This window comes from Catellatospora coxensis, assembly GCF_016862635.1.
Lineage (GTDB): Bacteria > Actinomycetota > Actinomycetes > Mycobacteriales > Micromonosporaceae > Catellatospora > Catellatospora coxensis.
Window position 1 is genome coordinate 91,641 of sequence record NZ_BONI01000001.1, and the last position, 19,198, is coordinate 110,838.

Here is a 19,198-nt window from a genome sequence, read left to right on the forward strand (position 1 = left end):
GTCACGCAGTGCCAACCATGCTCCGCACGTAGGGAAAGGACGCCTCGCGATGACGGCGACGCGGGAGAAGAAGGAGCTCCGGGCCGCACCGGAGCAGGAGGCGGCCGCCCCGCCGCGGCCGGGGCGGCGGCGCTGGCTGCTGCCGGCGCTCGGGCTCGTGGTCTGGCTGGTGCTGGGCGGGGCCATGGGCGGCTTCGCGAGCAAGACGGCCGACGTGCAGAAGAACGACAACGCCTCCTTCCTGCCGGCGAGCGCCGAGGCGACCGTCGTGCTCGACCTGAGCAAGAAGTTCGCCGGGCTCGACGTGGTGCCCGCGCAGCTCGTCTACGGCCGCGACAGCGGGCTCACCGAGGCCGACAAGACGGCCATCACCGAGCAGCTCGCCAGCATCAAGCGGGAGCTGGGCAGCCGGCTGGCCGACGTGCCGATGCTGCCGCGCTACTCCGACGACGGCAAGGCGGCCCAGGTCACCGTGCTGTTCACGGAGACCGACGCGCAGAAGAACATGGCCGACGTGACCTGGATCCGCGAGCACACCGGCCTGCCCGACGGGCTGAACGCCCACGTCGGCGGCCTGGGCGGCATCCTGACCGACATGATGGAGGTCTTCGGCTCCATCGACGGCCTGCTGCTCGGCGTCACCGTCGGCATCATCGGCGTCATCCTGCTGATCGTGTACCGCAGCCCGATCCTGCCCGTGGTCGTGCTCTTCGGCGCGGGCCTGGCGTTCGCGCTCGCCAACGGCGTGGTCTACCTGCTGGCCAAGGAGGAGATCATCACGGTCTCCGGGCAGAGCCAGGCCATCCTCGACGTGCTGGTGCTCGGCGCGGCCACCGACTACGCGATGCTGCTGGTCTCCCGGTTCCGCGAGGAGCTGCGGCACACCGAGAGCCGGTACGACGCGATGCGGGTCGCGCTGCGCGCCTCGTTCGAACCGATCCTGGCCAGCGGCGCGACCGTCATCCTGGGCCTGCTCTGCCTGCTCGTGTCCGACCTCGCCTCCAACAAGGGCCTCGGCCCCGTCGGCGCGATCGGCATCGCCAGCAGCCTCGCCGTCTCGCTGACCCTGCTGCCGGCCGTCCTGGCCCTGCTCGGCCGGGTGGCGTTCTGGCCGGTGCGGCCGAAGTTCGGCTCCGCGCCGGTCGAGGAGAAGGGCCTCTGGGCGAAGGTGTCCGCGCTGGTCGGCCGCCGGGCCCGGCTGGTCTGGATCGGCACCGCGGTGCTGCTGCTGGCCGGCGTCGCGGGCCTGACCAGGCTGGACGCCGACGGCATCCCGCAGTCCGAGGGCTTCACCGGCCACCCCGACTCGGTCTCCGCGCAGGAGCTGACCACCGCCCACTTCCCGGGCGGCACCGGCAACCCTGCCGAGATCGTGACCCGGGCCGAGAAGCTCGACCAGGTGCTGCTCGCGGTACGCCAGACCAAGGGCGTGGCCGAGGCGGCCCCGTTCACCGGGATGCCCGCCATGCCGGTGCTGCCGCCGTCCGGCGACGGCCAGACCCCGGCACCGGGCCAGACCCCGGCACCGGGCCAGACCCCCGCACCGGGCCAGACTCCGGCGGCCGGGGAGACGCCCGCGAGCGGGGCGACGGGCACCGGGCAGGGCACGCCGGCGCCGGTCGCGGTGCCGCCGCTGCCGGAGCCGAAGGTCGTCGACGGCATGGCGCGGATCGACGCGACGCTCACCGACCCGGCCGACTCACCGGCCGCGCTGGCGACGGTCGAGCGGCTGCGGGCCGCCGTGCATGCGATCGACGGCGCGGACGCGAAGGTCGGCGGGTTCAGCGCGATCAACTACGACGTGCAGCACACGTCGCAGCGCGACCGCAACGTGATCATCCCGCTGGTGCTGGGCGTCATCTTCCTGATCCTGATGGTGCTGCTGCGCTCGCTGATCGCGCCGCTGCTGCTCATCGCGACGGTGGTGCTGTCCTACCTGGCCACGCTGGGCATCTCCGGGGTCGTGTTCAAGGACCTGCTGGGCTTCCCCGGAGCCGACTCGTCGTACCCGCTGTTCGCGTTCGTGTTCCTGGTGGCGCTGGGCGTCGACTACAACATCTTCCTGATGACCCGGGTGCGCGAGGAGGCCGCCAAGCTCGGCCACACACCAGGCACGCTGAAGGGCCTGGCGGTGACCGGCGGTGTCATCACCTCCGCGGGTGTGGTGCTCGCGGCGACGTTCGCGGCGCTCGCGGTGCTGCCGCTGGTCTTCGTGGTCGAGATCGCGTTCGCGGTGGCCTTCGGCGTCCTGCTGGACACGCTGCTCGTGCGCTCGCTGCTGGTGCCGGCGCTGACGGTCGACATCGGCCGGTTCGTCTGGTGGCCGGGCCGGCTCTGGCGCGCCGGCAGCCCCGAGAAGGGCGTTCACCTGCCGTAACAGCCCCGGGGTGGGGGTGAAGCGCACCTTCGGCCGATCGTCGGCCGGAGGTGCGCTTCCGCGTTTCGGCACCGGCGGGGGCAGGTGACGGCGGGAGGCGGTGCGTAAGGTGACGCCGTGTCGCTGACCACCATGGCACCCGCCGCCGAGAACCTGTCCGAGCCGCCCGCGCGGCGGCGTCCACCCTGGACGTCGGTCGTGGAGACGCTGCTCATCGTGGCCGGGCTGGCCCGCCTGGTCTGGGGCCAGCAGGTCGCGGTCGTCGCCGACGGCCAGGACCGGCTCGCCAGCCTGAGCCTGCTGCTCGGCGAGGGCCGCCTGAACAACAGCGAGTACTCCATCGTCGGCCCGCTGTTCTCCGCCCCGCTGTGGCTGCTGGGCCGGGCCGTGGCCACGCCCGAGGCCGGGATCAGGTACTTCAACCTGGTCGTCTTCACCGCCGGGCTGGCCGCGCTCGGGCTGCTGCTGCGCGGGCTGGTCCCCGGCGCGCTGATCCGCCGGTTCATGCTGATCACGATCGCGGCGAGCATGCTCGCGCCGGACGTCGGCCACTACGGCAGCGAGACCTTCACCATGATGGGCGTCATGGTCGGCATCGTCGTCGTGGTCCGTGGGCGGCGGCGCGGCTGGGGCTGGGCGGCGGCGGTGCTCGGCGCGGTCAACACCCCGGCGACGGTGGCCGGGCTCGGGCTGGTGAGCCTCGCCGAGACCTGGCGGCACCGGCGGCTGCGGCTGCTGGTCCCGGTGGCGGTCGCCGCGGCGCTGGTGCTGGTGGAGATCCTGGCCCGCAAGGGCGGGTACGCCGGGGACCGCGGCGCGAGGGACGTCATGCCGTTCTCCGGGCGGCCCGGGTTCTCGTACCCCGTCTTCTTCGGCGTGCTGGCGATCCTGTTCTCGTTCGGCCGCGGCCTCGTCTGGTACCTGCCCGGCATGTTCCTGCCGACCCGCCGCGCGCTGGCCGACCTGGGCCCGACCGGCATCGACCTGGCCCGGATCCAGCGGCTCTGGCTGATCTTCGTCGGCGGCCTGGTGCTGGTGTACGCCCCCTGGTGGGCCTGGTACGCCGGGATGTCCTGGGGGCCGCGCTTCTTCCTCGCCGGCATCCTGCCCGCCGCGCTGGCGCTCGCCCTGCGCCTGGGCCACCGCCAGGCCGGGCTCGGCGCGAACCTGGTCACGCTGGCCGTCCTGGTGCTCTCGGTCTGGATCGGCCTGAACAGCCTGTTCTGGCACGAGCTGTGGCCCGCCGCCTGCTTCGGCACCCCGCAGTCGGTCGAGGCCCTGTGCTGGCACTCACCCGAGTACAGCTCGCTGTGGTACCCGCTGGTGTCCTGGCAGTTCGCCCACCTGACCGGCGGGCAGTGGATCAGCGCCGCCTACAGCGCGGTCGTGCTCGGCTGGCTCGGCACACCCCTGGTGCGCCGGATCGGCGGCCAGCTCACCACCGCCTGGCGCGACCACCTCAACCCGCGTCTGGCCCGTACCGCCTGGCGCTGGTAGCCCGCGCTTGGTGTGGCGCGGTGCGGTGCCACACCATGATCATTCGACTTGCCAGGCACTTGGGCGAATGGCGCTTCAAGATACGCACGGGTGCCAGGCAAGTCGGACGATCATGGGCGCGGGCCCGCGTCAGGCCGTGGGGACCTTCCAGAGCCAGACGTCGGCGACGCGCTGGGGCGGGCCGAGGAGGTCGGTCATCACGGACTTCAGGGCGGGCTGGTAGGTGGGCCAGTGGGCGCCGTGCACGTCGTCGCCGAGCACCACGATGCTCGCGTTCCAGTAGCGCAGGTCCTCGCGCAGCGCGGCCCGGTCGGCGTCGGTGACCGCGGGGGCCGCGCCGGTCTTGGCGACCGTCTCCAGCAGCGTCTGGGTCGGGCGGGGGATCGGGCCGATGCGACCGGTGCCGTTCGGGCCGCCGGGGCCGAGGAAGAAGCCCGCGGGCAGGCGGAACACGCCCTCGCCCGCGCCTGCCGCGTCGGCCAGGGCGGCGGCCTGCCAGCGCTGGCCGTCGGGCAGCAGGTCGTTGGTGATCGGCACGGGGACCACGGTGCCGCCGTCGGCGACGTACTCGCGCCACTGGCCGGAGGCGAAGAAGTCCGGCACGGGGGCGCGCTCGCGGGCCAGCAGCGGGGTGGGGACCAGCGGCAGCAGCGCGACGGTGAGCCCGGCGACCCAGGCCCAGCGCGGGCCGGGCAGGGACACCTTCATGCTGCCGCCGTCGGTGCGGCTCAGCGCGGTGGCCAGCCAGGCCAGGACCAGCCCGAAGACGGGCGCGACGATCAGCGCGAGCCGGGACGGCAGCGCCGCGTTGAACACCGGCAGCCCGCCGATCAGCGCCTCGGGCATCGGGATGCCGGTCAGCTGACCCAGCCAGCGCAGCTCGGGGCCGAGCGAGAGCACGAGGAACACGCCCGCGGTGACGCCGAGGCCGAGCAGGTTGGCCCGGTGCGCCCGGTCGGTGCGCCGCCACAGCACCACCAGCCCGATGATCACGAGCAGTAGCAGCGGCAGGCCGAAGAACGAGTTCTCCTCGGTCGGGTTCGCGGCCAGGTCGGTGTTGAGGCCGACCGCGCCGGCCAGCGAGCGCTCCGGCCAGGCGGCGTACGCGGCGAGGTCCTCGTTGTGGATGCGCGGGTCGAAGCCGGTGCCGTGGTAGCGCTGCGGCCCGGCGAAGTGCAGCCACAGCGGGTACGCCAGCAGCGCGCCCGCGACGAGCGCGCCGCTGCCCAGCCCGATCAGCACCGGGCGCAGCAGCGCCTTCACCTCGTCACGCCGGAACAGCACCCAGACCAGCGTGAACACGCCCAGCGCCAGCGCGGTGAAGAACAGCGCCTCGGCGGCGATGGAGAAGCAGACCGCGATGAGCAGGCCCAGCAGCGCGCCGTCGCGCACGGGCCTGTCCCGGCGCACCAGCAGCAGGCAGCGCGCGATGATCAGTGGGATCACCCACTGCGCGGTCCAGTTCAGGTGGGCGTTCGCGTGGGAGATCATCGCCGGGGCGAAACCGCAGAACAGGCCGCCGACGGCCGCGCCGATCCGGTTCGCGCCCAGGTGCCGGGAGAACAGCCAGTACCAGGCGTAGGCGGTGCCGGCCAGGTTCAGGGTGAGGATGACCAGGAAGGTCAGCGCCGGGCCGGCCAGGATGGTCAGCGGGGCGAAGGCGAACGCGTACACCGAGATCGAGGTGTTGACCGCCAGGTTCACCCCGTCCGGGACGTTGAGCAGGTGGGTGAAGAGCGGGTCGGCGCCGTGGGTGAGCGCGTACGCGCCGTACGACAGCAGCCACTCGAAGAACGCCTGGTCACCGGAGTTGACACCGCTGGCGCGGTGCGCGGGGTCGGACCAGAGCGCGCCGGTGACCCATACCGCCAGGACCAGGGCGGTGGCCGCGACCAGCAGGTCGGCGCGGCGGCGGCGGGTCCGCACGGCGCCCTCCGCCTGCTCCGGCGTGTCCACGACCTGGTCGTCGGCAGGGCTCAGCGGGGCGGCAGGCGAGGCGATCGACACTCGGCGCAGTTTATCAGCGCGTCCGCCCCGCTCCACCGGCCGCCGGACGGCGTCACACCGCCCCGCGCCCGCCCCGGTCCAAGATCGCTCGACTTGCCAGGCACCAGGGCGAATGGCGCTTCAAGATACGAACATATGCCCGGCAAGTCGGACGATCAAGGGCACGTCCGGCGGACGGACTGGACGGCGGTCACGGGGCGACACGCGCGGGATACGCGGGGTGATTGACCCGCCTATTGAAAATGACTATCAATAGCAGTATGAAGATGGCATTCGTCGGCAAGGGCGGTAGCGGTAAGACCACCCTTGCGGCGCTGGTGGCCAGGCATCTGGCGGCGGCGACTACGCCCGCGGCCCTGCTGGCCATCGACGCGGACATCAATCAGCACCTGGCGACGGCGCTCGGGCTCAGCGAGGACGAGGCCGTCCTGCTGCCGTCGCTCGGTGATCACCTGGACAAGATCAAGGACTACCTGCGCGGCGACAACCCGCGGATCTCCTCGGCGGCCGCCATGGTCAAGACCACCCCGCCGGGGGAGGGCTCCCGGCTGCTCCGGGTGGGCGGGAGCAACCCGATCTACGACGCGCTGGTGCGCCCGGTCGGCGGGGTGCGGCTTGCCGTGACCGGGCCGTTCGCCACCGAGGACCTGGGCGTGGCCTGCTACCACTCCAAGGTCGGCGCGGTCGAGTTGCTGCTCAACCACCTGGTCGACGGGCCGGGGGAGTACGTGGTGGTGGACATGACCGCCGGCGCGGACAGCTTCGCCTCCGGCCTGTTCACCCGGTTCGACGCCACCTTCCTGGTGTGCGAGCCGACCCTGCGCAGCGTGGGCGTGTACCGGCAGTACATCGGCTACGCCCGCGACTTCGGGGTGCGGGTGCACGTGATCGGCAACAAGATCGACGACGAGTCGGACGTGGCCTTCCTGCGCGAGCACGTCGGCGACGACCTGCTCACCTGGATCAGCAGGTCTCGATTCGTGCGCGCCGCCGAGCGCGGCGCTCCGCAGCCGATCAACGAGCTGGAGGCCGCCAACCGCGCCGCACTGGACAGGATCGGGTCCACTGTGGATGGTGTTGGTAAGGACTGGCCGCGCTACACCGCGCAGGCCGTCGAGTTCCACCTGCGCAACGCGCAGGCCTGGGGCAACGCCCGCAGCGGCGAGGACCTCGCCGCTCAGGTCGACCCCGCGTTCGTGCTCGGGCCGCAGCGGCTCGAGCTGGCACGACACCACTGACGGCCCCGCCGTCCCCACAGAAGGAGAACACCATGTCCCTGGACGTCCCCGTGGCGCTGCTGGAGCGGGCCGAGGCCGGGCAGGTCGACGACGCCGAGTTCGTCGACTGCGTGCGCCAGTCGCTGCCGTACGCCTGGACGGTGGTCAGCGCCGCCGCCCAGCGTCTGGCCGACGAGCCCGGCGCGGAGTTCGGCGAGCACGGCACGCCGCCGCCGAGCGAGGCCGAGCGCGGCGAGCTGCTGCGCGCCCTGGCCAGCGACGCGATCCGGGGTGGCCTGGAGCGCCACTTCGGCATCAAGCTCGCCTTCCAGAACTGCCACCGCGTCGCCGCCTTCTCCCTCGCCGCCGTCGGCGGCGAGACCTACCAGGACTTCATCTCCCCGGTAGCCCAGCTCCGCAACCAGTCCCCCGAACTCCGCGACTGCTGAGTGAGGGAAGGAAGGGCACCTTCTTAACGCTCCGCGTTAAAGAAGGTGCCCTTCCTAATGCGTGAGCCCCTGTGAGCTGGGCTGATTCGATCCAATGACGGGAGCGACCGTGGACATCTTTCTGACCAGCGCCTTCGGCCCGGCCGTGGCGGTGGCCCACGCGCGCGCCGCCGAGCAGGCCGGTATGCGCGGGGTATGGCTGGCCGAGCACCACTTCGTCGAGTACGGGCAGTGCCCGTCGGCGACCGTGCTCGCCGGGCACCTGCTGGCCGGCACCCGGCGCATCACCGTCGGCACCGCCGCCTGCGTGCTGGGCTCCCGGCATCCCGTCGCGCTCGGCGAGGAGGCGGCCCTGCTGCACGCGCTGGCCGGGGACCGGTTCCAGCTCGGCGTGGCACGCGGCGGCCCCTGGCAGGAGATCGAGATCCTCGGGCGCGGCCTCGACCACTACCGCCGCGGCTTCGCCGAGTCCCTCGACGTGCTGCTGCGCTGGTTGTCCGGTGCTCCCGAGGCGCAGGCCCGTGGCGAGTTCCACCGCTTCGGGCCGCTGACCGTGGTGCCGCGGCCCGCGACACCCGTGCCGGTGCGGGTCGCGGTGACCTCGGCCGAGACCGCGGACCTGGCCGGGCGGCACGGCCTGCCGCTGCTGCTCGGCGTGCACGCCGACGACGCCGAGGTCACGGTGCTGGTGGACCGGTGGGCGCAGGCGGCCTCCGCGCACGGGCACGACCCGGCCGCCGCGGACCACGCGCGGGTGCGGCTGGCGTACCCCTGCCCGACCCGGGCCGACGGCGAGCGCGAGCTGCGCGCCAACCTCCCACGCTGGCTCGCGGGCATCCGCGCGGCGGTCCCGGTCGGCGGCGCGCCGCCCGCCCGCGACCTGACCGCCCACGTCGAGAACCTGCTGCGCAGCCAACCGGTCGGCCCGCCGGGGGAGGTCGCGGCTGCGTTGGCCCACAGTGCCGAAACCACGGGGGTACGCCGTCAGCTGTGCATGGTCGAGGCGGCCGGCTCGCCCGAGGCGACCTCGGACCTCATCGCGACCCTGGCCGCCCTGCCGTCCGCGTGGCGGCTCGAACGAGCACCGCTGGGCCCTGCCCTCACCGGCTCCTGAACGGACCGGGCCGGGTCGGTGCGCGGTGACGCCATAACGGGGCGGGGCAATGTGTGTTTCGTGGACATGTCGGGAGTGTTGCGGCAGACCGTAGCGTGCGGCTCCACAGGGGAGTGACACGGATCACTATCGAGGAGCCCGCCATGCCCAGACCCTCCGCCCCGCGGTTGCTCCGCGCGGCGCTCGCCGTCCTGACCGGACTCGCCGGGGTGGCCGTCGCGGCCGCCCCCGCCCAGGCCGCGACGCTGACCCAGGTCAGCTCGTTCGGCAGCAACCCCGGCAACCTCGCCATGTACAGCTACCGCCCCGACAACCTGCCCGCGGGCCGCCCCGTGGTGGTGCTGCTGCACGGCTGCACCCAGAACGCCTCCGGCTACTTCACCAACTCGGGCTGGCGCAAGTACGCCGACCTGTGGGGCTTCGGCCTGATCGTGGCCGAGCAGAAGTCCGCCAACAACTCGCTGAGCTGCTTCAACTGGTTCCAGGCCGGGGACATCGCACGCGGGCAGGGCGAAGCCCTGTCGGTCAAGCAGATGGTCGACCACGCGGTCGCCAACCTCGGCGCGGACGCGAGCCGCGTCTACGTGTCCGGCCTGTCCGCGGGCGGCGCGATGAGCGCGGTGATGCTCGCGACCTACCCGGACGTGTTCAAGGCCGGCTCGGTCGTCGCGGGTATCCCGTACAACTGCGGCACCGCCTGCCAGTCCGCCGCTCAGAGCAAGACCCCGCAGCAGTGGGGCAACCTGGTCCGCAACGCGTACAGCGGCTACACCGGCCCGTGGCCGAGGGTCGCGATCTGGCAGGGGCAGTCGGACTCCACGGTGGTGCCCGCCAACGGCACCGAGCTGATGACCCAGTGGACCAACGTGCACGGCGTCGCGCAGACCCCGACCGGCACGACGAGCCTGCCCGCGGGCACGACGCTGGAGACGTACGGCAGTGACGTGGTGCGGCTCTACAAGATCGCGGGCATGGGCCACGGCACCCCGGTCGACCCGGGCAGCGGCACCGACCAGTGCGGCACCGCGACGTCGTACTTCCTGGACACCATCTGCTCGGCGTACCGCGACGCCGTGTACTTCGGCCTCGACAGCACCGTGAGCACGCCGCCGGGCGCGCCCACCGGCCTGGCCGTCACCGGCACCACGAACGTCAGCGTCACGCTGTCCTGGACGGCGGTCTCCGGCGCGACCGGCTACCACGTGTACCGGGGCGGCACGAAGGTCACGGCGTCGCCGGTGACCGGGACGTCGTACACCGACGGCGGCCTGACCGCGTCCACCACCTACAGCTACACCGTGCGCGCCGTGAACGCGGCGGGCGAGGGGCCCGCGTCCGGCGCGGTCTCGGCGACGACCGCGGCCACCGCGCCGCCCGGCCCCGCCGCCCCGACCGGGCTGGCCGTCACCGCGGTCACCGACACCAGCGTCGCGCTGTCCTGGACGGCGGTCTCCGGCGCGACCGGCTACCACGTGTACCGCGGCGGCGTGAAGGTCACGTCGTCCCCGGTCGGCGGGACGTCGTACACGAACACGGGACTGGCCGCGTCCACCACGTACAGCTACACGGTCAGCGCGGTGAACTCGTCCGGGGTCGAGGGAGCGCAGTCGGCGGCCGTGCCGGCGACCACGGCCGCGACGGCAGCCTGCTTCACCGCCAGCAACTACGCCCAGGTCGCGGCGGGGCGGGCGTACCACTCGCTCGGGTACACGTACGCCAACGGCTCGAACCAGAACATGGGCCTCTACAACACCTTCTACACCCACACCCTCAAGCAGACCGCCCCCAACTACTACGTCATCGCCGACGGCCAGTGCTGACCCCCTGAACCGACCCGCCGGCCGGGGCGCGCACCCGGTACGCCTGTCATCGACGTTGGCCTATCTCATCGAAAATCCGTGCTCCGGATTCGATGTGATAGGCCAACGTCGATTGAACGACGGGGCCCGGCTACGCCGGGATGGGGTCGGTGAGGGCGGCGTGGAGGGCCTGGGTGACGGTGCGGTGGCGGAACGGGAAGCCGGCCGCCGTCAGCGCCCCCGGCATGGCCCGCAGGCTGCGGTACGCCTCGTTGCCGAACTCCCCGTAGAGGATCTTCAGCGCGGCCTTCGGGATCGGCATCACCGTGGGCCGGTGCAGCTCCGCCCCGAACGCCTTGGTGAACTGCGCGTTGGTGACCGGCGCCGGCCCGACCATGTTCACCGGCCCCTCGACCTGGTCGCTGTCCAGGATGAACTGCGTCGCGGCCAGCCAGTCGAACAGCGAGATCCACGGCACCCACTGCCGCCCGTTGCCCAGCCGGCCGCCGATGCCCATCTTGAACGGCACCAGCTGCGCCTTGAGGAAGCCGCCGTCGCGGTGCAGCGGGTAGCCGGTGCGCAGCAGCGACACCCGGGCCCCCGCCGCCGCTGCGGGCGCGGTCGCCTGCTCCCAGTGTTTGGAGACACCGGCCAGGAAGTCGTCCCCGGCGGGGGACAGCTCGGTCACCTCGCGGTCGCCGGTGTCGCCGTAGTAGCCCACCCCGGAGGCGTTGACCAGGATCGGGACCCGCTGCGCGGCGACCGCGCGGGACAGCGTCGCGGTCGGCACGACCCGGCTGGACAGGATCAGCGCCTGGTAGTCCTCGGTCCAGCGGCGGTCGCTGACGCCGACCCCGCACAGGTTCACCACCGCGTCGGTGCCCTCGGGCAGCCGGATCGGCTCGGCCGGGTCCCACTGCCGCTCCGAGGCGTCCGCCGCGGGACGGCGTACGAGCTGGACGACCTCGTGACCCGTTGAGCGCAGGGTCGACACCAGGGGCTGGCCCAGGAAGCCGGAAGCTCCCGCCACCACGATCCGCATACGACAATCATGCCCGATCGCGGCGCGCGCTCAGCGTGCCGACACCGCCTGGCGCAGTTCCTCGAAGCGGTTCGCCAGTTCCCCGTCGATGCGGGCGTTCTGCTCGGCGGTCAGCTCGACCAGCGCGGCCCGGGGCGGTTCGGCCTGGTGCGCCTCCAGCAGGCGGGCGCGCAGACCGCTCGGCGGGTGCGAGGCGAACAGCGACGCCTCCTCGCGCACCGACAGCTGGCGCAGCCGGGTGCGCCGGGGCGCGGCCTGCTCCCGTACGTGCTCGGCGCCGGACAGCCACACCGCCGGGCCCGCGCCCATCCGGGCCGAGCGGCCCAGCGGCTCCAGCACCTCGTGCAGCACCACCATGCCGTCGGCAAGGTCCCGCGCGGCCACGTCGCCCGCCACCCGGGCGGAGATCCGGTCGGCGAGATACTCCGCCTGGTGGCCGCCCCGCGCCGCGGCGACGTGCATGGCGAACTCCAGCAGCCCCACCACCCAGCCGAGCGCGCCGGTGAAGACCCGGACGGCCAGGCCGCCGGGACCGGCCAGAGCCATCGAGGCGTACGACGGCCGCAGCACCTCGATCAGCCGGGCCACCAGCGTCATCGCCGGCGCCACCAGGTACGCCCGCCGCTGGTCGCCGTTGACGAAGTGGCCCATCTCGTGGCCGAGCAGCGCCACCCGCTGCTGCGCCGGCAGCACCGCCCACATCGGCAGGCCGAGCAGCATGACCCGGCGACGCCGGAACAGCCCGATCTCGGCGGTGCCCGCGTTCATGTCGTAGGTCAGCGCGACGACGTCCGGCGGCGCGGTGCCCACCGCCGCGGCGACCCGGTCGATCAGCTCGTGCAGGGCCGGGAAACGCTCCCGGGTGGCCACCGGCAGCTCGTCGTCGAGCCGGCCGAAGCGCGGTCGCAGCCCGTACGCCAGCACCAGGCAGAGCACGCCGATGATCAGCCAGCCGTTGACCTCGGTGAACACCAGCCGGACGCCGGTGAACAGCAGCAGCGCCCAGCCCGCCAGCAGGACGGCCGACACCGCCTGCAACGCCAGCCAGGTCGCCCGGCGCGGACGCTGCACCCCGTCCCGCGCCCAGGCGGCGAAGTCGCGCGTGGACCGGCGCAGCGCCCAGCGGAACGTGAGCCGGTCGATCCACCGCGACCCCGGGCCGCGGCGACGTCGGTCGTACGCGTCGAGGTTCCACTCACACGACTCGCACCACGGCAGCGCATCCCGCTCGGACACCAGCGGCTGCCCACACGCCCCGCAGCCCGCACCCGGCACCAGACCCGATCTCCTCGACACCGCCGCATTCTGCCCCGCCCCCACCGATCCCGCCGCCCCCCACCCTAGTTGATCATGAACTTATGGCACGGTTCGACGGCGTGTCACCGGCATAACTTCATGATCGACGGTGGTGGGGCGCTCGGCTCTGGCCGCTCGCGGGCCGGCGGTCAGGGGCGGCGGTGGCGTCGCCACAGGTATCCGGCGAGCACGAGTGCCGACAGCGCCGCCTGCGCGGCGGTTGCCGGGCCGGGCGCGGCGGTCGGGTCGGACAGGGCCAGCAGCAGGGGGAGCAGGCCCGGCACGGCCACGTCCAGCCCGGACAGGGTCCAGGTGAGCCAGCCGAGCGGGATCCGGGAACCGGTCATCGGCATCACCACGGGCGCGGACGCGTGGTCGATGTGGCCGCGCCGGGCCATCCGCAGCGCGGCGACCGCCGGCACCCCGGCCGCGGCCGGGCCGAGCCATGCCCAGCCTGTGCCCGGCAGCGCCCCGGCCGGCTCCAGCAGGGCCAGCGCGCCGGTGAGCCAGGCACCGGCGAGCAGCGCGGGCAGGACCAGCCGGGCCGCGTCGGTGGGCAGTCCGGCGACGCCGAACAGGCGGCGCAGGGCGGGGCTGCCGGTCTCGCGGCGTACGCCGCCCGCACCGGCGCTCGCCGCGGCGAGACCGAGGACCAGCACGGCGGCGGCGAACAGCAGCGGGCGGTCCGGCCACACGGTGGCCAGCAGGACGGGCACCAGCGTGCTCAGTGCGAGCGCGGCGAGCCGGGCCGGACGTCGGCGCAGGCCGCGCCAGTCCAGCCAGGCCAGCACCAGCGGGCCCGGCCAGGCAGGCCACGGCCGGGACGGCGGCCGGCGCTCGCGCCAGTACGCGTTCTCCGCCACGCGGGACAGGAACGACGGCTCCAGCGCGACGACCGCATCGCCCGCGGCGCTCAGCCGGGCCGCCGCGTCCAGCACCGGCCGCGCCGGGAACGTCACGAGGCCGCGCCACACCGCGACCGCCGTCACCAGCGCGCAGAGCAGACCAGCCGCGGCCGCGGCGAGCGCGGCGGGCAGCGGAACGGTGGGCAGCGGGCGCACCGCGCCACCCGCCGCGGCCACCGTCGCGCCGGTGAGCAGGGCGAGCACCGCCGCACCGCTCGCGATCCGGCGCAGCCACGGCGCGGCCCGCTCGGAGCGCTGCGCCAGCGCGGCCAGGCCGACGCCGGTCAGCGCGTACGAGCCGCCGGACACGACGGCCGCGGCCAGCCGCAGCGCCCCGTGATCGGGGATGCCGAGCAGCGACAGCGTCCCACCGCCGAGCACCACGCCGACGACCACCGCGGTCACGGCGGCGCGCAGCACGGCAGGGGTGAGCACCGCGCGACGGTCCAGTGGCGACATCAGCAGCCAGCGCGCGTCCGCGGGGGTGAGCAGCACCGGGCCTGCCACTGCGGCGACCTGCGTCAGCGCCGCCAGCGCCGCCACCGCCAGCGCGAGGCCGACCAGGGCGGTCACCGGCGGGGCGGGCGGGAGCGGCGTCGACAGGTCGCTCAGCAGGCGCTGGAACGGGCCGAACAGCAGTGCCCCGCCGACGCCGACCCCCGCGAACGGCAGGTATCGGTCTGACCAGTGTGGATCGGCGGACCGCCGGGCAGGGGAGCGGAGCATCGCCCGTGCGGCGCGGGCGGTGGCAGGACCGGTGGCAGGGGCGCCGGTGGCGCCGTCGACCCTGGGCGGAGGCACGCTGGGGGCGGTCATGCGACCACGGAGCCGGGCCGGGCGGCGGTCAGGTGCGGCCCGGGTGGGGCAGCCGCGGGCCGGTGGCGGCGGTGCTGTCCCACGGGATGTGCGCGCTGCCGGAGAACAGCGGTCATCGGGCCACCGGGCCCGGCTCGGCGAGCCGGCCGTCGCGCATGCGCAGGCTGGTCGCGTTCATGGCGGTGACCAGGGCCGCGTCATGAGTGGCCAGTACGACCGTGCCACCGGCGTCGGCGTACGCCCGGATCATCGCGGCCAGGCGGTCGCGGAACCCGGCGTCGAGCTTCTGCTCGGGCTCGTCGAGCAGCAGCAGGCGGCTGGGACGGGCCATCGTCGTGGCGAGCGCCAGCCGCTGGCGCTGCCCCGACGACAGCGTCAGCGGGCTCGCGCCGGCGCGGGAGGTCAGCTCGAACTCGTCGAGGGTGCGGTCCACCGGCGCGGCCCCGCCGTGGGTCAGCGCGACCAGTTCGAGGTGCTCGCGTACGGACAGGCCGGGATACCAGGCGGGCTCCTCGGCCAGCAGGCCGACCTCCCGCCAGAACGCGGGATCGGCGGACGGGGCCGTGCCCAGCACCTCCACCTCGCCGCCGCCGGGGCGCAGCAGCCCGCTGAGGCAGCGCAGCAGGGTGGACTTGCCGCAGCCGTTCACCCCCTGCACGGCCACGATCTGGCCGGTGCCGGCGGTGAGGTTCACGCGGTCCAGCACGGTGCCGCCACCGAGCTCGACCGACAGGTCACGGGTGACGACGGCGGGCATTCCGCCACAGTAGCGACGCCGTCCAGCACGTATCCCTCGCAAGCGAAAGGGCGGTCGGCTCGCGCCGACCGCCCTTCACTGCTTCTCAGCCCGGATCGCCGACCCGGACCGGGCTCACAGACCCAGTTCGCCCTCGAAGTTGCCCGTCTCCAGGCGCTCCTTGACCGTGCCCAGGAAACGCGCGGCGTCGGAGCCGTCGACCAGGCGGTGGTCGTAGGACAGGGCCAGGTAGACCATGTACCGCGGCACGATCAGCTCGCCCAGGCTCGGGTCGTCGACGACCACGGCGCGCTTGACGACCGCGCCGGTGCCGAGGATGGCGACCTGCGGCTGGTTGATGATCGGCGTGTCGAACAGGGCGCCCCGGCTGCCGGTGTTGGTCAGCGTGAAGGTGCCGCCCGACAGCTCGTCCGGCAGGATCTTGTTGGAGCGGGTGCGCTCGGCCACGTCGGCGATCCGGCGGGCCAGGCCCGCCAGGTTGAGGTCGCCGGCGTTGCGGATCACCGGGACGATGAGGCCCTTGTCGGTGTCCACGGCCATGCCCAGGTGCTCGGCGTCGTGGTAGGTGACCGTGCCGGCCTCCAGGTCCATCGACGCGTTCACGTTCGGGTGCACCCGCAGCGCCTCGACCGCCGCCAGCGCGAAGAACGGCAGGAAGGACAGCTTCACACCGTTCTTGGCGAGGAAGTCGGCCTTGGCCTGCTCACGCAGCTTGGCGATCTTGGTGACGTCGACCTCGACCACGGTGGTGAGCTGCGCCGAGACCTGCAGCGACTCCACCATGCGCTTGGCGATGGTGGTACGCAGCCGCGACAGCTTCTCGGTGCGGCCCCGCAGCGGGCTCGGCGCGGCCTTGGCGGCCGGAGCCGCGGCAGCCGCGACGGGGGCGGCAGCGGCGGGCGCGGCGGCCGGAGCCTTGGCCTTCTCCGCCGCGTCCAGCACGTCCTGCTTGCGGATACGGCCGCCGACACCGGTGCCGGTGACCTTGCCCAGGTCCACGCCGTGCTCGGCGGCGAGCTTGCGCACCAGCGGCGTGACGTAGCCGTCCGCGCCGTTGACCGCCTCGGCGGCCGGAGCCGCCTGCGCCGGAGCCACCGCGGGAGCCGGAGCGGCCGGGGCGGGAGCAGCGGCGGCCGGTGCGGCCGGAGCCGGTGCGGCGGCCGGGGCCGGGGCCGGGGCGGGAGCCGCGGGGGCGGCCGGCGCGGGCGCCGGTGCGGCCGGAGCGGCGGCCGCCGGAGCGGCACCGGCGGCGCCGATGAGGGCGAGCTGCGCGCCGACGGCGGCGGTCTCGTCCTCGGGCACCGTGATCTCCAGCAGGGTGCCGGCGACCGGGGACGGGATCTCCGTGTCGACCTTGTCCGTGGAGACCTCGAGCAGCGGCTCGTCGACCTCGATCGTGTCGCCGACCTGCTTGAGCCAGCGGGTGACGGTGCCCTCGGTGACGCTCTCGCCGAGCGCGGGCATCTTCACCGGGGTGGCGTCCCCGGCGGGAGCCGCGGCCGGAGCCGGAGCGGCGGCGGGAGCCGGCGCCGGTGCCGGTGCCGCCTCCTGAACCGGGGCGGCCGGGGTGGGCGCCTCGGCGGCGGGTGCGGCGGCCGGGGCCGGAGCGGCCGGGCTCTCGCTGCCGTCGCCGATGATGGCGAGCTCGGCGCCTACCTCAGCGGTCTCGTCCTCACCGACGATGATCTTGCTGAGAATGCCGGCCGCCGGCGACGGGATCTCCGTGTCGACCTTGTCGGTGGAGACCTCGAGCAGCGGCTCGTCGACCTCGACCCGGTCACCCTCCTGCTTGAGCCACCGGGTGACGGTGCCCTCGGTGACACTCTCGCCGAGCCGCGGCATGGTTACCGATACCGGCATTGCTTCAGACTCCTCAGTTAAGTGCAGATCCGCAGTGATAAAAGGACGAGGTGAGCTTATTCGCTCAGTTGTGCGCGTGCAGCGGCTTGCCCGCCAGCGCCAGGTGCGCCTCGCCGAGCGCCTCGTTCTGCGTCGGGTGGGCGTGGATGAGCGCCGCGACCTCGGCCGGGAACGCCTCCCAGTTGACGATCAGCGAAGCCTCGCCGACCTGCTCGCCGATCCGGGCGCCGATCATGTGGATGCCCACGACCGGGCCGTCCTTCTGGCGGACCAGCTTCACGAAGCCCTGGGTGCCCAGGATCTTGCTCTTGCCGTTGCCGCCCAGGTTGTAGTTGTACGTCTCGATGGCGTCCGCGCCGAACTTCTCCTTGGCCTGGGCCTCGGTGATGCCGACCGACGCGATCTCGGGGTCGGTGTAGGTGACGCGCGGGATGCCCGACTCGACGATCGGGGCCGGGTTCTGCCCGGCGATGGTCTCCGCGACGAAGATGCCCTGCGCGAAGCCGCGGTGCGCCAGCTGCAGGCCGGGCACGATGTCGCCGACGGCGTACACGTTGGGCAGGTTGGTGCGCAGGCGCTCATCGGTGATCACGAAGCCGCGCTCCATGGTCACGCCCTGGGCCTCGAAGCCGCAGTCGGCGGTGGCCGGGCCGCGGCCCACGGCGACCAGCAGCAGCTCGGCCTCCAGGGTCTCGCCGCCGGCGATGGTGACCTTCACGCCGGAGTCGGTCTTCTCGACCTTCTCGAACGGCTTGCCGACCTTGAAGCCGATGCCGCGCTTGCGGAAGGTGCGCTCCAGCTGCTTCGAGATGTCCGGGTCCTCGGCCGCGACCAGGCGGGGCAGCGCCTCGACGATGGTCACGTCGGCGCCCAGCGACTTCCACGCGCTGGCGAACTCGACGCCGATCACGCCACCGCCCAGCACGATCGCGGACGTGGGGACCCGGTCCAGGGTCAGCGCGTGCTCGCTGGCGATGACCCTCTCGCCGTCCAGCTCCAGGCCGGGCAGGCTCTTCGAGTACGACCCGGTGGCCAGCACGATGTTGCGGCCGGTGACCCGCTGCCCGTTCACCTCGACGGCGTTCGGGGCGACCAGGGTGCCCTTGCCCTCGATGTAGGTGACCTTGGCGGACTTGATCAGACCCTGCAGGCCCTTGTACAGGCCGGCGACCACGCCGTCCTTGTACGAGTTCACGCCCGCCATGTCGATCTGGATCAGCTCGGCCTTGATGCCGATGTGCGCCGCGTCGCGGGTCTGGTCGGCGACCTCGCCGGCGTGCAGCAGCGCCTTGGTCGGGATGCAGCCCCGGTGCAGGCAGGTGCCGCCCAGCTTGTCCTTCTCGATCAGCGCGACGGACAGACCCAGCTGCGCCGCACGCAGCGCGGTGGCGTAACCACCGCTGCCGCCGCCGAGGATGACTACGTCAAAGGTCTCGCTCACGATCGCTCCAAGGTCGCGTCATTGCCACTTCGCGTCACTGTGAGCCGGCGTGTGCTCAGCCCACACTCGGCCATCTTGTCACTGCGGGAGTGCTCCCGCGCACCGAGGTGCTCAAGGACACGTCTGGCTACTCTTGCCCGGTACCATGCGCACCGCAGAGGCACCGTCGGAGAGGAGCAGGTGTGGGTTGGTTCCGCCGCCGGGGCGGGTCCCCGGCTGATCGCCCGGCCAACCCGGCCGACGTCACCCATCTGGAGCAGTTCGCGCAGTCCCGCCGCGGCGTCGAGGCGTTCATCGAGCCCCGTACGACGGTGACCGGCACCACGGTCATCCTCATCGCCCACGACGGCGAGTGGACCCGCCGCCGCATGCCCAGCCCCACGGCCGTGCGCCAGTTCGCCCAGCGCCTCTCCATGCCCGTCTACGACGTCCAGCTCGTCGGCTACCCCCAGCGCATGCGCGACTTCAACGCCCGCCAGAAACTCCGCCCCGCGGAATAGCCAAAAGCGCCGATCTTGCGCGAATGACCCCCACGACACGCCCGAAACGGGCAGCGGAGGGGCCATTCGCGCAAGATCGGCGCTTCGGGTGGGTGGGTCAGCCGTTCGGCGCAGTGCCTGA

14 protein-coding genes are annotated in these 19,198 nt (G+C 73.3%); 7 read left to right on the forward strand and 7 right to left on the reverse strand.

What is annotated here, in order from left to right; all coding sequences use genetic code 11:
- The first annotated feature begins 49 nt into the window (after window positions 1-49).
- Both Cco03nite_RS00420 and Cco03nite_RS00425 read left to right on the forward strand, forming a co-directional pair.
- Window positions 50-2,377: an MMPL family transporter gene (locus Cco03nite_RS00420; protein WP_203687865.1), complete on the forward strand. Its 2,328-nt coding sequence runs from the start codon at window positions 50-52 to the stop codon at window positions 2,375-2,377.
- A 117-nt stretch (window positions 2,378-2,494) separates the two neighbouring features.
- Entirely contained in the window at window positions 2,495-3,874 is a 1,380-nt protein-coding gene (locus tag Cco03nite_RS00425) for a hypothetical protein (protein ID WP_203687866.1), read from the forward strand.
- 129 nt (window positions 3,875-4,003) lie between these two features.
- Here the strand turns inward: Cco03nite_RS00425 and Cco03nite_RS00430 are convergent, their stop codons facing one another.
- The gene (locus Cco03nite_RS00430; RefSeq protein ID WP_203688037.1) at window positions 4,004-5,830 is read right to left on the reverse strand and encodes a DUF6541 family protein; all 1,827 of its coding nucleotides are present in this window, start codon (window positions 5,828-5,830) and stop codon (window positions 4,004-4,006) included.
- 311 nt (window positions 5,831-6,141) lie between these two features.
- On the opposite strand from Cco03nite_RS00430, the gene Cco03nite_RS00435 reads away from it, so the two are divergent.
- From Cco03nite_RS00435 to Cco03nite_RS42135, 4 genes are all read left to right on the forward strand, one after another.
- Window positions 6,142-7,119: an ATP-binding protein gene (locus tag Cco03nite_RS00435; RefSeq protein WP_203687867.1), complete on the forward strand. Its 978-nt coding sequence runs from the start codon at window positions 6,142-6,144 to the stop codon at window positions 7,117-7,119.
- Between the two features lie 32 nt (window positions 7,120-7,151).
- Window positions 7,152-7,547 carry an SCO5389 family protein gene (locus tag Cco03nite_RS00440; RefSeq protein WP_203687868.1) on the forward strand — a complete coding sequence of 132 codons (396 nt, stop codon included), beginning with the start codon at window positions 7,152-7,154 and terminating at the stop codon, window positions 7,545-7,547.
- 109 nt (window positions 7,548-7,656) lie between these two features.
- Window positions 7,657-8,661 (forward strand): LLM class flavin-dependent oxidoreductase, encoded by a 1,005-nt coding sequence (locus tag Cco03nite_RS00445; protein ID WP_203687869.1) that lies wholly within the window; start codon window positions 7,657-7,659, stop codon window positions 8,659-8,661.
- Between the two features lie 143 nt (window positions 8,662-8,804).
- Window positions 8,805-10,481, forward strand: a complete 1,677-nt coding sequence (locus tag Cco03nite_RS42135; RefSeq protein ID WP_239167007.1) for an extracellular catalytic domain type 1 short-chain-length polyhydroxyalkanoate depolymerase — start codon at window positions 8,805-8,807, stop codon at window positions 10,479-10,481.
- Between the two features lie 130 nt (window positions 10,482-10,611).
- On the opposite strand, the gene Cco03nite_RS00465 is transcribed toward Cco03nite_RS42135, so the two are convergent.
- The 6 genes from Cco03nite_RS00465 to lpdA all read right to left on the reverse strand — a co-directional run bounded on the left by Cco03nite_RS00465 (window position 10,612) and on the right by lpdA (window position 18,577).
- A complete protein-coding gene (locus tag Cco03nite_RS00465; protein ID WP_203687870.1) occupies window positions 10,612-11,502 on the reverse strand; it encodes a TIGR01777 family oxidoreductase in 891 nt (296 codons plus the stop codon).
- A 30-nt stretch (window positions 11,503-11,532) separates the two neighbouring features.
- Window positions 11,533-12,738 carry a M48 family metalloprotease gene (locus tag Cco03nite_RS00470; protein ID WP_203687871.1) on the reverse strand — a complete coding sequence of 402 codons (1,206 nt, stop codon included), beginning with the start codon at window positions 12,736-12,738 and terminating at the stop codon, window positions 11,533-11,535.
- A gap of 209 nt (window positions 12,739-12,947) precedes the next feature.
- The gene (locus tag Cco03nite_RS00475; protein ID WP_203687872.1) at window positions 12,948-14,519 is read right to left on the reverse strand and encodes a DUF6297 family protein; all 1,572 of its coding nucleotides are present in this window, start codon (window positions 14,517-14,519) and stop codon (window positions 12,948-12,950) included.
- Between the two features lie 112 nt (window positions 14,520-14,631).
- Window positions 14,632-15,276, reverse strand: coding sequence for an ABC transporter ATP-binding protein (locus tag Cco03nite_RS00480; protein ID WP_203687873.1), 645 nt, complete (start codon window positions 15,274-15,276; stop codon window positions 14,632-14,634).
- A 114-nt stretch (window positions 15,277-15,390) separates the two neighbouring features.
- Complete coding sequence (sucB, locus tag Cco03nite_RS00485) at window positions 15,391-17,136, reverse strand: 2-oxoglutarate dehydrogenase, E2 component, dihydrolipoamide succinyltransferase (RefSeq protein ID WP_203687874.1); 1,746 nt, start codon at window positions 17,134-17,136, stop codon at window positions 15,391-15,393.
- Window positions 17,137-17,200: 64 nt separating this feature from the next.
- Window positions 17,201-18,577, reverse strand: coding sequence for a dihydrolipoyl dehydrogenase (gene lpdA / locus Cco03nite_RS00490; RefSeq protein WP_203687875.1), 1,377 nt, complete (start codon window positions 18,575-18,577; stop codon window positions 17,201-17,203).
- Between the two features lie 182 nt (window positions 18,578-18,759).
- On the opposite strand from lpdA, the gene Cco03nite_RS00495 reads away from it, so the two are divergent.
- The gene (locus tag Cco03nite_RS00495) at window positions 18,760-19,077 is read left to right on the forward strand and encodes a hypothetical protein (RefSeq protein ID WP_203687876.1); all 318 of its coding nucleotides are present in this window, start codon (window positions 18,760-18,762) and stop codon (window positions 19,075-19,077) included.
- Window positions 19,078-19,198: the final 121 nt, after the last annotated feature.